This window comes from Rhodococcus sp. KRD197 (assembly GCF_017168235.1).
Classification (GTDB): Bacteria; Actinomycetota; Actinomycetes; order Mycobacteriales; family Mycobacteriaceae; genus Rhodococcoides.
Genome location: NZ_JABFAO010000009.1, coordinates 69553 through 87314 on the forward strand (window position 1 = coordinate 69553; position 17762 = coordinate 87314).

Sequence of the window (17762 nt, forward strand, 5' to 3'; positions counted from 1 at the left end):
CCGGGACTAGGTGCGGTTAATTGCCATATTCAGTACCGTGAGTCCGTGAAACCAGCAAAGAACACGGTGCGCGCTCTGTGATCGAACCGCATTACAACGAGCGCGAATCAGTCGCACTCTCGGCCGCGCAGCGTTCACTCTGGTTGGCCCAGCGCCTAGCTCCCGACACCGCGTTCACCGTCGCCCTCTATCTCGACATCGAGGGCCTCACGGAGGTAGACGATCTCAGGGATGCGTTGCATGCGGCGCGAATCGAGAACGGCCTCACCCAACTCCGAGTCGTGGACCCGGACGGCGAGCCGAAGATCACCGTGGACGCCGACGCTCCGTACGTCATCGACATCATCGACCTGCGGACTCACGGCGACGCAGTCGACCGTGCCCACGCGTGGATGCAGTCCGAGTTCGCCACTCCGATTGCCCTGTCCGACGACCGGCTGCTCAGGATCGCCCTGCTTCGGCTGCCTGGAGACCGCACCTTCCTCTACCTGCGTGCACACCACCTGATCCTCGACGGCTTCGGTGCGTTCAATCTGATCCGGCGCATTGCCGATATCTACTCCAGTCGAGAAAGCACCGGGCGGGTGCCTGATGCGGACGACATTCTGACACTGGAGTCGATCGAAACGAAGTACCGCGCTTCGAGCCGTCACGCGAAGGACCTCGAACACTGGCAGAGCTACCTCGGCGACAACATCGGATTCTCGACCGTATCGACGCGCCCGGTCGGTGCGCCGGCACAACCTCGGGCCATGCGAGCGCAATGGGAGGGATCCGCGTTGCCCGAGAATCCCGATGCCGCCGCATTGATCGCCGCCTTCGCTCTGTACCTGTCCAGGATCACCGATTCGACTGATATCGTTCTCGGACTGCCGGTTTCCGGGCGGACCACCGCATTCCTGCGTTCGACGGGCGGCATGCTGGCCAACGTACTCCCGATGAAAATACATGTGACCGATACCTGCACTGTGTCCGATTTGATCGACGCCGTGCGCATCCAGATCACCGCTGCACTGCGCCACCAGCGATTCCAGGACTGGGACCGAATCGTCGACGTCGAGGCACGCAGGTTCGGCGTCTTCTTCGGACCGCTCGTCAACGTGATGCCGTTCGTCGTTCCGCTCGATTTCGGTGGAACGCCTGCGCCGGTGGAGATTCTGTCCTCCGGCCCCATTCACGACGTCGCGGTCAACATCTACCCCGGCACCGAACGAGTTCCCATGCACGTGGACATTCAGTGGAATTCCAACCGATACGACGAGGCCGAGATCGCGCGCCACGGACGTCGACTGACCCGGATCATGGACCACTTTCTCCGCGATCCCGGTTCGACCCCGACAGCCGCGATCGACATTCGCGACGGCGCGGACCGGGCTGAACCTGTCCCTCGGTGCGGTGGACCGACGGCTACGTTCAGTTCTCTCCCCGATCTCCTGGCGCGTGCCACCACCTCTGTCACGTTCGAGGACGAAACCGTCGATGGCGCCGAGCTCGATCAGTGGTCGAATCGTCTCGCACGCAGGCTGATCACCGGTGGCGCACGCCCGGGTTCCGTAGTGGCCGTTGCTCTGCCTCGGTCGATCGACTATATCGTCGCAGTGTGGGCGGTGGCGAAGTCCGGTGCCGCTTTCCTGCCTCTCGATCCCGACCAGCCGCCCGAACGCCTCTCCGCCATTCTCTCCGAATGCGGGGTGACGCTGGGTATTACACGATCCGGCGCGCTTCCCGGCCACCACGTACGATGGACGACACCCGACACCGACGACACCGAACCGTCCGGAACCGTCACCGATCGCGTCCGCATCGCACCACTTCGAGCCGACGATGTGGCGTATGTCATCTACACCTCCGGCTCCACCGGTCGGCCGAAAGGTGTTGCGGTCACGCACCGCGGCCTGTCCTCCTTCGTCGAGCAACAGCGTTCGCGGTGGGAAGCCGAGGGCCCCGCCGGCACCGCTACGGTGCTGGCCGTCGCATCTCCGACATTCGACGCGTCCGTTGCCGAACTACTTCTCGCGGCGTCGCTCTCCGCCCGGCTCTTCATCGCTCCGCGCGACACCTATGCCGCCGAACCCCTGCGCCGCTTGATCTCCGACGCCCAGATCACGCACGCTGTACTCACCCCGAGCGTCCTGAGTTCGATGGAGCCGAGGGAGCTGGGTGCTCTCCGCGTCGTGATCACCGTCGGCGAGGAGTGCACTCCGGCGCACGTGAGCGCCTGGGCTCCCGGTCGATCGCTCTACAACGACTACGGTCCCACCGAAGCGACCATCTGGGCGACGGGCACCACGGCTCTCGGTGCCGAGAGCCCGGTGTCCATCGGAACTCCCATCGTCGGAACCACTGTTTACGTGCTCGATTCGAGGTTGCGCGAGGTTCCGGTCGGGGTAGTGGGCGAACTCTATCTGTCCGGGCCCGCCTTGGCGCGCGGGTACGTGGGGCGAGCGGGGGCGACCGCCGAGCGGTTCGTGGCACTCGGCGGCGGCGGACGAATGTACCGCACCGGCGACCGTGTGCGATGGAACACCGACCGCCGACTCGAGTATGTCGGCCGTAGCGACTTCCAGGTCAAGGTGCGCGGAGTACGTGTCGAGCTCGGCGAGATCGACGCGGCGCTACGCCTGCAGCCGGGAGTACGCGAGGCCGTGACAGTATTGTGCGAGGGCAGTATCCTCGTCTCCTACGTCACCGGCACCGAGCTGAACGTGGATGCGCTCGGCGCCGGACTATCGCAATCACTTCCGAGCTACATGCTCCCGGCTCGCATCATGACGCTCACCGCACTGCCGACGACGCCGTCGGGCAAGGTGGATCGGCGCGCACTCCCCACGCCGACCGCGGTGTCGCCCCTGGTGCACGCGGCACCTGTCACCGACGTCGAGAACACTGTCGCGGCGGCGTTCGCCGAGGTTCTGGCCACCGACGATCCCATCGGCCGTGACGATGATTTCTTCGTGCTCGGCGGCGACAGCATCATGTCGATCCGGTTCGTCACTCTTCTCGCAGAACGAGGGTTGCACCTGTCGGCGCGTGAGGTTTTCGAGAACAAGACCGTCGCCCGTATCGCCCGCGTCGCTCGACGCGGTGATGCCGACACCGGCAATCTCGAGGAGCTTCCGGGCGGAGGTGTCGGCAGTATCGATCTCACCCCGATGACCCGTCGATTGGTCATGCGCGGAGGACGTTTCGACCGTTTCAGTCAATCCATGCTGCTCGAACTTCCGATCGGAATCACTCGATCCGGCATCGTCGCCACGGTAGCCGCCGTCGTGGATCGACACGACATGCTGCGTGCACGATTGTCACGATCGGGCGAGAACTGGGTTCTCGAAGCCCGCGCGCCCGGGTCCGTCGACGTCGATCAGGTCCTGACCCGGGTTCTGCTCGACGCCACTTCCGTCGACGCCGAGATCGACGGCCTCGCCGACGGACTCGATCCGGCAACGGGGTCCGTACTTCGTATGCTGTGGCTGGACTCATCCGACGCGCGACCGGGACGACTGCTCATACTCGTTCACCACATCGCGATAGACGGCGTGTCCTGGCGCATCGTCGTCGCCGACCTGATTCACGCCTGGCAGGACGTGTCCGCAGGACGAGTCGCCGCGCTGCCTCCCGTGGGAACGTCGATGCGACGCTGGGCTCGTGGACTCGCCGGTCTGGCCGGTACGCCCGCTTTCACCGCGCAACGTGCGACGTGGCGAAGAATCCTCGACGGGGGCGACCCTCTTCTCGGCAGGCGTGCACTGGATCCGACGATCGACTTCGTCTCCGGCACAGAGTATGTGAATCTCGTTCTGGACGACGCGGTCACCGATTCTCTCGTGCGCCGCGGCGCTGCGATCTACCACGGCCACTCCCACGACGCGCTACTCGGTGCGCTGGCGGTCGCGATGCGCTCGTGGCGTGCTCACCGTGGAGTCGACGCGCCGTCCACCCTGATCGCGATGGAGGGACACGGACGCGAGGACTCCGTTCTGCCCGGCGCCGACACCTCCCGCACGGTCGGATGGTTCACCAGCGTCTTCCCCATTCGGGTCGACCTCACCGACGTCGATATCGACGATGCGTGCCGCGGTGGATCAGCAGCGGGTGACGCACTGAGGGCAGCCAAGGAGAGCGTCTCCGAAGTACCCGACAACGGAATAGGTTTCGGCATTCTGGAGTCCGCGAACCCGGGGCAGTTCTGCGTTCGGCCGCAAATCGTCTTCAACTATCTCGGACAAGTCACGCGTCCCGACGAGGGTGCGTGGGCACCGGTGAATCGCTTCGGTGAACTCTCACCCCGGCCCGACGAGGACATGCCTGCCGACTCGGTGATCGGAATCGACGCAATCGTCGACGACGGAAGCCTGCGAATCCGGATCGGGTATGCCGGCGAACTTCTCGGACGGGAAGAGGCCCAGCAATTTGCCGATCTCTTCGAACACGCTCTCGTCGGGATGGCGACCCACATCGAGTCCGGAGCAGCCGGAGGGCACACCCCGTCGGACTTTCCTCTGATCACGTTGTTGCAGAGCGATATCGACGACATCACCGAGCGGTACCCGTCAGTCTCGGACATCTGGCCCCTGGCCCCGCTGCAGAGTGGACTGATGTTCCACTCCTCGGTCGCGCAGACCGTCGACAACTACACGGTGCAATCCATCGTCGAACTGGCGGGCCCACTCGACCACGAGCGACTGCATCGCGCGGCGGGGGCCATCCTCGACCGCCACGAGAACTTGCGCGCAGCCTTCGTCGTCACAGTATCCGGGCAGTCGGCGCAGGTCGTGTTGGGCGACGCCGAGGTTCCGTGGACCGAAGTCGATCTCAGCTCGGAGTATCAGCCCGAAAATGCTTTCGCGCGTGCCGTCGACGACCGCCGCGCCGACAGCATCGACCTGACTGCACCGCCCGCGATTGCATTCACCTTGGTTACCATGGGCCCCGATCGTCGGCGACTTGTGCTCACCGCGCATCACATTCTTCTTGACGGCTGGTCGATGCCGCTCCTGCTCACCGACCTCCTCACCTGCTACGCGCGCGACGATGCGTCGGCGCCGTCGCCGCAGCCCTTCCGAGACTATCTGCGGTGGCTCGGCACCATAGACCGGGAGGATTCGCTGCGCGCATGGCGCACCGCGTTGCAGGGTGCCGACGAGCCGACCTTGATCGCCCCGACGGCACGCACTCACCACATCGATTCGCGGTCCGATGACACAACGGCCGACCTCGACGAGGTCACCACCGCACGCATCGTATCCGCCGCGCGCGGCATCGGAGTCACGGTGAACACCATGGTCATGCTTGCGTGGGGACTGGTCCTCGGAGCGCGGATATCCAGGCGTGACGTTGTCTTCGGTTCGACGGTCTCAGGACGGGCACCTGAACTCGACGGAGTGGAGTCGATGATCGGGTTGTGCATCAACACCATTCCCACCAGGGTGCGCTGGAATCCCGACGAGAGTGTGGAGTCCGCACTGGTCCGGCTGCACACCGAGCAGGCTCGACTCCTGGACCACCATCACGTCGAACTGTCGACGCTCGCAGCTGAGGTCGGTCGCGGTGCCGTGTTTGACACGTCCGTTGCCTTCGAGTCGTACCCGGTAGACCGCGAGCTGCTGCTCGGGGAACGCGAGGGACCGATCGTCTCGGGTATCGACGTGATCGACTCCACGCACTACCCGCTGAGCCTGGCCGTTACAGTCGACGGGCGGCTGCGCGTGCGTGTGACGTACCTTCCCGAACTTCTCGACCGTGCGGACATCGGGCGTATCAGTGACCAGTTTCTGCGCGTTCTCGACGCCATGGGCCGCGCACCTTCCGGGTCTGTTGCCGACATCGACATCGTCGGTGACAGCGACCGGCAGCTGATGGCACGCTGGAACGACACGTCGTATCCGCTGGTGCCGACCACCCTGCCCGAGTTGTTCCGCGAACAGGTTGCGCGCACCCCGAACGCGATCGCACTGACGTATCGCGGGGAGAACCTGACCTACAGCGAATTCGACACGCGGGTCCAACTTCTTGCCGCACGCCTGCGTGGCGCGGGAGTCGGCCCCGAGGCTGCGGTGGCGGTGGCCATCGATCGATCGATCGACTTGTTCGTCGGTGTCTACGCCGTGCTGGAGGCGGGCGGACACTATGTGCCGATCGATCTCGACCATCCGGCCGATCGCGTGCACGACATCCTCGTCGACTCCGGTGCGGTGCTGGGTCTCACGGCCCAACCGGTGGCCTCGGTCCTCCCGCGGACGGTGTCGTGGCTGACGGTGGACGACCTCGAGGGAAGTGCCGCCTCACGCCCGTCACCTGCTCGGCCCGGCCACCTCGCCTACGTGCTCTTCACATCCGGTTCCACCGGCCGGCCGAAGGGAGTGGGCATCACGCATGCCTCGGTGACAAACCAACTGCGCTGGCGGCGAGACTATTTGGGGCTCGGGGCTGACGACGTCGTGCTCCACAAGACACCGATTACGTTCGACGTTTCGGTATGGGAACTGTTTCTGCCGCTACAGGTGGGTGCGCGGATAGTCGTTGCCGAACCGGATGCTCACCGCGACGCCGCCGCACTCGTCGACCTTGTTCGCGCGCAGAGAATCAGCGTGGCTCACTTCGTTCCCTCGATGCTCTCGGTCTTCGTCGACGAACCCGCGGTGTCGTCGTGCCGGTCGCTGCGTCACATTCTCGCGTCCGGGGAGGAGTTGACGCCGGAGGTTGCACGTCGGACCGAATTGGCCACCGGTGCCATCGTTCATAACCTCTACGGCCCCACCGAAGCCGCCATAGACGTCACAGCCCATCGAGTCACGTCAGTGGACTCCACGGTCGTCGGCATCGGCCGGCCGGTGTGGAACACCGCCGCCCATGTCCTCGACGACCGGCTACGGCCCACTCCGATCGGCGTCTGCGGAGAGTTGTACCTCACCGGAATTCAGCTTGCGCGCGGCTACGCAGGCCGTAGCGCTCTCACCGCCGAACGCTTCGTCGCCGCCGCCGACGGCCGGCGTCGGTACCGAACGGGAGACCTGGCTCGCTGGACTGATGCTGGTGAACTGGAGTTTCTGGGCCGCAGAGACTTCCAGGTCAAGCTACGGGGACAACGTATCGAACTCGGTGAGATCGACGCCGCTCTGCGCGCGCATCACGCGGTCGAGCGCGCGGTGACCATCGTGCGAGACGGGGCGCTCGTCGCCTACGTCACCGGGGTACGCGTAGACACCCGTGACGTCGCCGAGTCGGTGGCACGACGCGTTCCCCGCTACATGGTTCCCAGCAGAATCGTCGTACTCGACGCAATGCCCGTCACGGAGTCGGGGAAGCTCGACAGGAACGCGCTGCCGACTCCCGCAGCAACCCTCACCGACTACCGTCCTCCGGTCACGCCGACGGAGCGCGCTGTGGCGAGTGCATTCGGCAGGGTACTCGACCTCACGGAACCGGTGGGCCGCGACGACGACTTCTTCGGACTCGGCGGACACTCCATCGGCGCAATGCAGCTCGTTTCACAGCTACGAACCGTGCTCGACATCGACCTTTCGGTGCGTGCGGTGTTCGACTCGCCGACGGTTCAGCTGCTCGCTCGGACCGCCGACGAGCACTCGGAGGCACCGACGGGTCGCGCGCTGGTTCCGATGGTGCGACCGGATCCGATCCCACTGTCCTTCGCGCAGCAGCGGATGTGGTTCGTCGAGCGGCTCGGCGGCACGGGGTCGGGTTACGTCATGCCGATCGCCCTGCGGCTGGAGGGGACCCTCGACATACCTGCCCTGGAGGCGGCGCTGCGTGACGTGATCGAGCGTCACGAAGTTCTGCGCACGATCTACCCGGCAGTCGACGGTGTTCCCCGTCAGCTGATTCTGTCGGTGGACGAGGTGCCGCTCGAGGTGGCGGTGCACGACGGACCGGTCGATACCGCAGCGGTGACCGAGCGCATCGACATCACCACGCACGCCCCGGTACGCGTGCACCTCCATCGTCTGTCGGGTCGCTCCGACGGCGAGGCTCACGATCTGGTTCTCGTTCTGCACCACATCGCCGCCGACGGCTGGTCGATGGCACCGCTCACTCGCGACCTCGTCACTGCCTACGCCGCCCGCACGCACGGCGGCGCACCGTCGTTCGCGCCACTACCCGTGCAGTACGCCGATTTCGCACTGTGGCAACGAGAGCGGGCCACCCTTGCGGCCGGCGACCTCACGTACTGGCGCGAGCGACTCTCGGACATGGCCGACGCGTTGGACCTTCCCACCGACCGACCGCGGCGACTCGAACCGACCGGCAACAGCGATCGAGTGGCCTTCACCATCGACACAGACACCACCTCATCGCTACGCGCCGTGGCCACCGAGCACCGCGCGACGCTGTTCATGCTGGCACACAGTGCCTTCGCGGCTGTGCTGTCACGCTGGACCGGGGAGGACGACATTGCGGTCGGTACTCCGATCGCCGGACGATCCGAGTCTGCCCTCGACGATCTGGTCGGAATGTTCGTCAACACCCTCGTGCTGCGTACCTCCGTCGACATCGGGTCCACGTTCACAGAGTTGCTGAGCATCGGACGCGACACCGCACTCGACGCCTACGCTCATTCGGAGCTTCCGTTCGAGCGTCTCGTCGACGAACTCGACGTCGATCGCACCCGCGCGCGTCACCCCCTCGTTCATGTGATGATCGCCTTCCAGAACACCGCCGCACCGTCGCTGGGGGCCCCGGGGCTGACCATCACACCGACGGAAATCGGCAGTCCTGCCGCTCATTTCGATCTCATGGTCGAGATTTCCGAGACGGGTGGAACCCTGGCCGCATCCCTGACGTACGCCACCGATCTCTTCGACCGTGTGAGCGCTGAACGGCTGGTGGATCACTATCGCCGCGTGTTGATCGCGGTGGCTGCAGACCCCACGGTGATCGTCGGCGACATACCACTGAGTGGCCCGCACCCCGAGTGCACCGGCCAACCGGCGGCACAGCCGATGACGTTGCGCGACATTTTCGCCGACGCCGTAGCAGCGCGTCCGTCGGCACCCGCAGTCGTGTTCGAGAACGTCACGCTGTCTTATACCGAACTGGACGAACGATCCGATGTGCTCGCCGGGGCGTTGACGGATCGGGGAGCGGGACCCGACCAGGTCATTGTCCTGGCACTGCCGCGATCGCTGGACCTCATCGTGGCCCTCTGGGCCGTGGCCAAGACTGGGGCCGCATTCCTGCCCGTCGATCCCACGCACCCGACGATGCGAATCGCCCACATTCTCGCCGAATCCTCGGCCCTCCTGGGGATCGCTGACGCGGCGAGCCAGGCCACCCTGCCGCCGCACCGCTGGATCGACATCGACGCGTTGGCGGGTGGGACTGCCGCCACATCTGCCACCGCCGCATTCGCCACCGCGGCACCGCTGCAGGTGGATCACCTTGCGTACGTCATCTACACCTCGGGATCGACGGGCCGACCCAAAGGCGTCGCCGTCACTCATCGCGGATTGCACAACACGCTGATCGATCGCCGTGAGCGGATACGTGACGGGGCTGGGGGAGGGGCGCAGGCTCGCATTCTCGCCGTGTCCTCGCCCACCTTCGACGCGTTCGTCGGTGAGCTACTCATCGCGGTCGCCCTACGCGCACCGTTGATCGTGTCACCTCCGGATGTCTTCGGCGGTGATTCGCTCGCGGCGTTGATCCGCACGCATCGCGTGACGCATGCGATGCTCACACCTCGCGCTCTCGAGACTCTGAATCCGCGCGCGCACAACGATCTTCGAGTCGTGATCAGCGTGGGCGAGGCCTGCCCGCCCGAACTTGCGGAAATCTGGTCATCGACGCATGCCATGTTCAACGAGTACGGGCCGACCGAGACCACGGTCTGGGTCACGTCCGCTGGTCCGTTGGTACCTGGCGACGCGGTTACCATCGGCCGGCCGCTGCGCGGCGTGCAGGCGCACGTCCTCGACTCTCGGTTGGTTCCGGTCCCGGTTGGGGTGACCGGCGAGCTCTACCTCACCGGTGATCAACTCGCCCGCGGATACATCGGCCGGCCCACCTCGACCAGCGAACGATTCGTCGCCGCACCGGGCGGGGTCAGGATGTACCGCACCGGCGACCTCGTTCGCTGGAACAACGACGGCAACCTGCTCTATCTGGGGCGAAGCGACTTCCAGGTCAAGTTGCGCGGCCTGCGCATCGAGCTAGGCGAGATCGACAGGGCCCTACGCCGCGATCCGGCGGTATACCAAGCCGTCACGGTCGTGGTGGCCAAGCAACTCGTCTCCTATGTCGTGGGAAACGATGTGGACACCGACCGTCTGACCGCGTCGCTGGCCACTGCGTTGCCTCGTTACATGGTTCCCTCCCGGATCATCGAACTACCGGCACTGCCGATGACCACGTCCGGAAAACTCGATCGCAGAGCGCTCCCCGATCCCGCGCCCCTGCCCACCACGTTCCGGGCTCCGACGACCGAGGCCGAAGGAACGGTCGCCAAGTGTTTCTCGGACGTGCTCGGCATCGCGGGTTCCATCGGACTCGACGACGACTTCTTCGATCTCGGCGGAAACTCGCTCAGTGCGACAAGATTGGCATCACACCTGGGTGCTGCTCTCGGGTCGGACGTTCCGGTCAGGGTCGTCTTCGATGCGCCCCGAGTGGTGGACCTGGCGCGGGCCGTGGTCGCGTCGACCGGCCGGAAGAGAAGAATCACGCCGACCTCCATCCCGCGCCCGGACCCGGTTCCCTTGTCGTTTTCGCAGCATCGGATGTGGTTCCTGAACCGATTCGACCCCAGCGCAGGCACATACGTGATTCCCCTCGCTCTGCGGCTGACCGGTGAGTTGGACGTCGATTCACTGGAGCTGGCCCTCCACGATGTCGTCGACCGTCACGAGGTACTCCGCACCGTCTACCCGGAGTGCGGCGAATCTCCCCGGCAACTCGTCCGCTCGGCAGAGCACGTCCCTCGACCTCTCAGGCGAGTCGGGCAGGATCCCCTCGACGTGATCGATGAGTTGACGGCCACGCCGTTCGACGTCCGCTCGGATGCACCCATCCGCACTGCCGTCGTGGAGATCGATCGCACACGGCACGTTCTGGTCGTCGTTCTGCACCATATCGCCGCAGACGGCTGGTCACTGGCGCCGCTGACGCGCGATATCGTCACGGCCTACAGCACCCGCAGAACGGGCACCCCGCCCTACTCGGCACCGCTACCGATTCAGTACGCCGACTTCGCTGTGTGGCAACGCGAGACGCTCGGTGATCCTGGCGATCCGCAGTCCGTTCTCGGCACGCAGCTCGGCTACTGGCGCAGCAGACTCGCGGGGCTGGAACCGGAGCTCGACCTGCCGACGGATCGTCCACGCCCGCCTGAACCGTCGTTCACCGGCGACCGCGTACACCTCGACATCGACGCCGACACCACTGCCGCCCTGCGTGATCTGGCCGCAGCGCATCACGCGACGCTGTTCATGGTGGTGCGGGCCGCGTTTGCACTGGCTCTCTCGCGCTGGTCAGGCACCACCGACATCGCCGTCGGGACGGCCGTGGCCGGACGCACCCAACCGGAGCTCGACGACCTGGTCGGAATGTTCGTCAATACCGTAGTCCTGCGCACCACAGTCGACGACACGGAGTCGTTCGATTCCCTGTTGGAGGACAGTCGGACCGACACACTGACCGCCTTCGAGCATGCGGACCTCCCATTCGAGGTCCTCGTCGAGGCGGTGGAGACTCGCCGCAACAGCAATCGGCACCCCCTCGTGCAAGTGATGCTGGCGTTCCAGAACACCACTGCGCCGACACTCGACGTCGTCGGCCTCACCGCCCTGCCGCTCGACACCGGTAGTGCGCCTGCGGTCTTCGATCTCGTTCTCGATCTCGTCGATCAGCAGTCCGGTGCGCTCGAAGGATCTGTGACCTACGCGACCGATCTCTTCGACCGGTCAACCGCCCAGCGGTTCGTCACGCTCCTGCTCCGCATCGTGACCGCAGTTGCGCAGAAGCCGTCCATGCCGATGTGTGACATCGATGTGTCCACGGCCCAGGAACTATCCGACCTGCTCGGGCGTACGGGTGGGCCATCTGTGGAACCGATGACATTGCGCGACATGCTCACCCACGTCGTCGAAACGAATCCAAACGGTCCTGCCGTCGTCGCGGGTGAGCTCACACTCACCTACGCCGAACTCGATGCCCGCTCGACTCGCCTCGCGCACGTACTGATGGTGCGCGGAGCCGGTCCGGAGACCGTCGTCGCTCTCGCACTGGCTCGATCCGTGGACTACATCGTCGCACTGTGGGCCGTAACCAAAACCGGGTCCGCGTTCGTACCCCTCGACCCCACCCATCCGGCCGATCGGGTGCGCCACATACTCACCGAGACGGGCGCTGTTCTGGGAGTTGCGATCTCCGGCTCGGATCTGCCGGAGCACAACTGGATTCGGCTGGACGCGGTGGACGAGACGGGCGCCGCCGCGTTGCCCGACGCGGTACACGTCGACCAGCTTGCCTACGTCATCTATACCTCCGGATCGACCGGACGACCGAAGGGTGTCGCTGTCACCCATCGGGGCCTGCACAACAGTCTGATCGACCTGCGGAGGCGGCTCCCGCGCGGTGACGACGCCCGCGTGCTCGCCGTGTCGTCGCCCACATTCGACGCCTCGATCGGGGAAATCCTCGTCGCCCTGGCGTTGTCCGCACCCCTGGTGATCGCACCGCCGATGGTGTTCGGCGGCGACCCCCTCTCGATGCTTCTCCGCGCGGAGGCCGTCACACACGCCATGCTCACCCCGCGCGCTCTCGAAACCCTGGACCCTGCCGCGCACAACGCGCTTCGGGTGGTCCTCAGCGTGGGTGAACAATGCCCGCCCGAATTGGCCGCGGCCTGGGCTCCGGGGCGTGCGATGTTCAACGAGTACGGACCCAGCGAGACCACCATCTGGGCATCCTCGGCCGGGCCTCTCGTGCCGTCGGGCCCGATCACCATCGGACGCCCGGTGCGCGGAGTGACGGCGTGGGTGCTCGATCGGCGTCTGAACCCGGTTCCGGTCGGGGTGACGGGCGAGCTGTATCTTTGCGGGGATCAGCTCGGTCGCGGGTACATCGGCGCCCCGGCACTGACCGCGGACCGTTTCGTCGCCGGGCTGTCCTTCGCCGCCGCCGGCACGCGCATGTACCGAACGGGCGACCTCGTTCGCTGGACCGACGACGGCAACCTGAAGTACCTGGGCCGAAGTGATTTCCAGGTCAAGCTCCGTGGCCTACGTATCGAACTCGGTGAGATCGACAGTGTCCTGCGCTCCGACGAGTCGGTGCGCCACTGCGTCACCGTGGTCCGAGACGATCATTTGATCTCCTATGTCGTCGGCCGCGAGGTCGATATCGATGTCTTGTCGTCGGTCGCGGCAGCACGACTGCCGCGGTACATGGTGCCGACGCAGATCGTCGTCTTGGATGAGCTTCCGACGACCACCTCGGGCAAACTCGATCGCCGCGCATTGCCTGAGGTGGCCTTCGCGCCCAACCGGTTCGTCGAACCCGTTTCGCCGACAGAGAAGGCGGTGGCCGACGCGATCGCCGATGTTCTCGCGATCGATGTCGACCGAATCGGCCTGCACGACAACTTCTTTTCTCTCGGCGGCAATTCCTTGTCCGCTACGCGCGTGGTGTCGCGCCTGGGCGCGACACAGGGAGTCGACGTGCCCTTGCGTGCGTTCTTCGGTGCTGCCGATCTGGCCGAGCTCGCCGCAGTCATCGAGACGAGTCCGTCGACCGCACGGGTTCCGTTGGTTCCCGCGCCGCGGCCGGAGCATCCGCCGTTGTCGTTCGCGCAGCAGCGCATGTGGTTCGTCAACCGATTCGACGATGGTGCTTCGAGTTACACCATCCCACTCGCGCTTCGCCTGGTCGGCGATCTCGACGTCGGCGCACTCTTGGGCGCAATCGGCGACACCGTCGCGCGTCACGAGGTGTTGCGGACCGTGTACCCCGATCGATCCGGCGAGCCATTCCAGAAGGTGCTCGAACCGTCTGAGATCACGGTCCCCACGACCGCCGTCACCCCGGACGACGTCGACGCTGCGATCGCCGACTGCGCCTGCGCGGCATTCGACGTCACCACCGACGTGCCGCTGCGCGCGAGCCTTCTGAACTGTGGTCCGGAGGACCACATCCTGGTGATCGTGGTGCACCACATCGCCGCGGACGGCTGGTCGATGTCCCCTTTGGCCCGCGACGTGATCACCTTCTATCGGGCGCGCGCCGCCAACGCCCTGCCGGATCTCGCACCGCTGCCACTGCAGTACGCAGACTTCGCGCTGTGGCAGCGCCGCGTCCTGGGCGATCAGGGCGACCCGCACTCACAGCTCTCGCGTGACCTCGAGTACTGGACCACACGACTCGCCGGTGTGCCCGACGTCCTCGACCTTCCCACGGACCGGCCCCGACGCGACCGCCCCACACACCGGAGTGGCCGCGTTCCACTGAGGTTGGGAAGCGAACTCACGACCGCGCTCCGACGCTTCGCCGAACGCGCTGACGCAACGCTGTTCATGGTCGTCCACTCCGCGCTGGCCGTCACACTCGCCCGGTGGTCGGGAGCCACCGACATCGTCGTGGGGAGTCCGACGGCAGGACGAGGCGACGCTGCACTCGACGACCTGGTGGGCATGTTCGTCGGAACGGTGGCGCTGCGCACCGTTGTCGATCCGGCGCAGCCGTTCTCGGCGCTCCTGGAACGCTCGCGCCGAACCACTCTCGACGATCTCGCCCACGCCGACGTGCCGTTCGAGCAGGTGGTGGATGCACTCGACCCGGCTCGTCACACCGATCGTCACCCGGTCTTCCAAGTGATGCTCGCGTTCCAGAACAACGTCGCACCCGAACTCGAACTGCCCGGTCTCACCGTGACGCCGGTGGCGGCCGACACCGGCCTCACGCAGTTCGATCTCACCGTCGAGCTGAGCGAACAGCAGGGTGCCGATGCGTTGGACGGTGCACTGACCTATGCGCTCGACCTCTTCGACGCCGCTACGGTCGAGCGTTTCGCGAGCCACCTCGTGTCGGTCCTGTCCTTCGTAGCAACGCAACCGGATCGGTCCGTGGGGGACATCCCCCTCCTCGGCGACGCCGAACGCCTGGAGCTGCTCGGCCGAACCGGTGGACCCACCTGCACGCCACGGACGCTGCCCACGCTGCTCGCCGACATCGTGGAACAGTGTCCCGAGACAGTCGCGGTCGTCGACGGTGATCGCACGCTCACCTACGCCGAACTCAGCTCGCGCTCGGACCACCTGGCGCGCGCTCTGATCTGCGCCGGTGCCGGACCCGATGTGGTCATCGCGACCGCGATGACTCGATCGATGGAGTATGTCCTCGCGGTATGGGCCATCACCAAGGCAGGCGCCGCCGTGATGCCCCTCGATCCGGCGTCACCCGCGGCCCGCACTACGCTCGTTCTCGCCGAGTCCGACGCACTCCTCGGACTGACGGTCGACGCCCACCGCCCAGAGGACACCGACTTCTGGTGGAGCCTGGACGACGCCGACACCGCCCAGCATCTGGCCGAGGTGTCCGGCGGACCCGTCACCGCCGACGACCTGCTCGTTCCGCTGCACCCGGCGCACCTGGCCTATCTGATGCACACCTCCGGCTCGACCGGACGGCCCAAGGGTGTTGCGGTGAGCCACATCGGTCTGGCCAACTCGATCTCGTTCCACCGAGAACGTTGGCCGCGACCCGACGAGCCACGCGTGGTGGCTGTGGGACCCACGACGTTCGACTCCAGTATTGCGGAGATGATCGCCGCACTCGGAGTGCGCGGAACGCTGGTGATCGCGCCGCCAATGGTGTTCGGCGGGGAGGAACTCGGTGCCTTCCTGCGAGAACAGCGCATCACCCACCTGCTCATTACCCCGCGCGCTCTGGACACCGTCGACCCCGCGGGGCTCGACAACCTCCAGTGCGTGGTGAGTGCAGGCGAAGCATGCCCGCCTGAATTGGTGTCCAGGTGGGCCCCGAACCGACTGCTGTTCAATGAGTACGGCCCAACCGAGACCACCGTGTGGGGCACGGTGTCCGCGGCGCTGAATCCGGGCGAGCGGATCACCATCGGCACCCCGGTGCGCGGTCTTCGCGCGATGGTTCTCGACCCGCGTCTCGAACCGGTTCCGGTCGGTGTCACCGGTGAGTTGTATCTGTCCGGACCCCAGCTCGCGCGCGGGTATGCCTCACAGCACGCGCTGACGTCCGAACGATTCGTCGCGGCCGCCCACGGTGAGCCCGGAGCGCGGATGTATCGGACCGGAGACCTCGTGCGGTGGGACCCGTCCGGAAGCCTGATCTATCTCGGGCGCAGCGACTTTCAGGTGAAGATTCGTGGACAGCGAATCGAGCTCGGTGAGATCGATTCGGTGCTGACGGCCCAGACCGGCGTTCAGCAGGCCGCGACGGTGGTCCATCACGAGGGCGGCATCGGCGATCGGCTCGTAGCCTACGTGAGCGCGTCGGGACCCGACGGGCTCGACGTGACCGAGCTCGAGGATGGGCTCCGCGCCGTGCTTCCGCAGTTCATGATTCCGACGCAGATCATCGTGCTGGACGAGCTACCGCTCACGACGTCGGGCAAATTGGATCGGCACCGACTCCCGAGGCCGGTGACGGCTCCCAAGGCATTCCGCGAGCCGATGACCGGCAACGAACGCGCCGTGGCGGACGCGGTCGCGGACGTCCTCGGACTCGACCGGGCCACGATCGGCCTGGATGACGACTTCTTCGCGCTCGGTGGAAATTCCCTCGCTGCAACACGGTTGGCCGCACGGATCCGGGAGTCCACCGCGGTCGACGTCCCTCTCCGGGCGATCTTCTCGCGCGGAACCGTCGAACACGTTGCGTCGCAGCTTTCCACGCCGGCCACTCAGTGGCCGACCGTCACTGCGTTGAACGCTGCAGGCGACGCCGCGCCCGTGTTCTGTATTCACCCGTTGCTCGGACTGGCCTGGCCCTACATCGAGTTGGCCGGCCGAATCGGAGACGGTCGATCGGTCTTCGGTGTGCACTCACCTGCCCTGACCGATGTCTCATTCGATCCACACACGATGCCGGAGTTGACAGCTCGCTACATCGAGGAAATCCGGGCCGTGCATTCGGACGGACCGTTCCATCTGATCGGGTGGTCCGTGGGCGGGATCCTCGCCCACGCGATCGCAGTGCGCCTGGCCGCGGAAGGCCCTGGTCACGATGTCGCCTCGCTCACGCTGTTCGATCCGGTGCACAGTGTCACACCGGGCGACGAGATCAAGAAGCACCAGTTCGAGGCGCTGTTCGCCAGACCGGCGACGCCCGAGGCCATCGCCGGTCTGGAAACGCTGCCGATCGAGCGCGTGCGCGAGCTCTGGCGTTCGATGGGCGGAGACGCGCTACCGATGTCGGATGAGCAGACCGTGCGTGTCACCCGCGCGATGCTGCGGGTGTACAGACTCGTCGACGCGTATGTCCCCCTCGCCTGGGACGGGCCCGTTCTCTTCGTCGACTCCGACGACACCACAGCAAGGCTGGGCCGCGTCTCGGATTTCTGGGCGAGTTACTGCACCGGCCCGACGCAGGTTGTGTCCGTGGGTGCTGGGCACGGCGAGTTGATGACTCCGGCGGCTTTGGACGAGCTCGGTCCCGTGGTGCACCGGTGGATCACCGAACAGGATCGATGGCCGCTACCGTCCTGATCAGAGGTCACGGCCGGAGCCACAATTCGACGAGTGCGCTGACCGGTGTCGGCCACCGTCGGTGCAACC

At 65.9% G+C, this 17762-nt stretch carries 1 protein-coding gene; it reads left to right on the top strand.

The window, feature by feature from the left end:
* Positions 1–77 precede the first annotated feature (77 nt).
* Positions 78–17693, top strand: coding sequence for an amino acid adenylation domain-containing protein (locus J1M86_RS14080; protein WP_206510339.1), 17616 nt, complete (start codon positions 78–80; stop codon positions 17691–17693).
* The last annotated feature ends 69 nt before the right edge of the window (positions 17694–17762 follow it).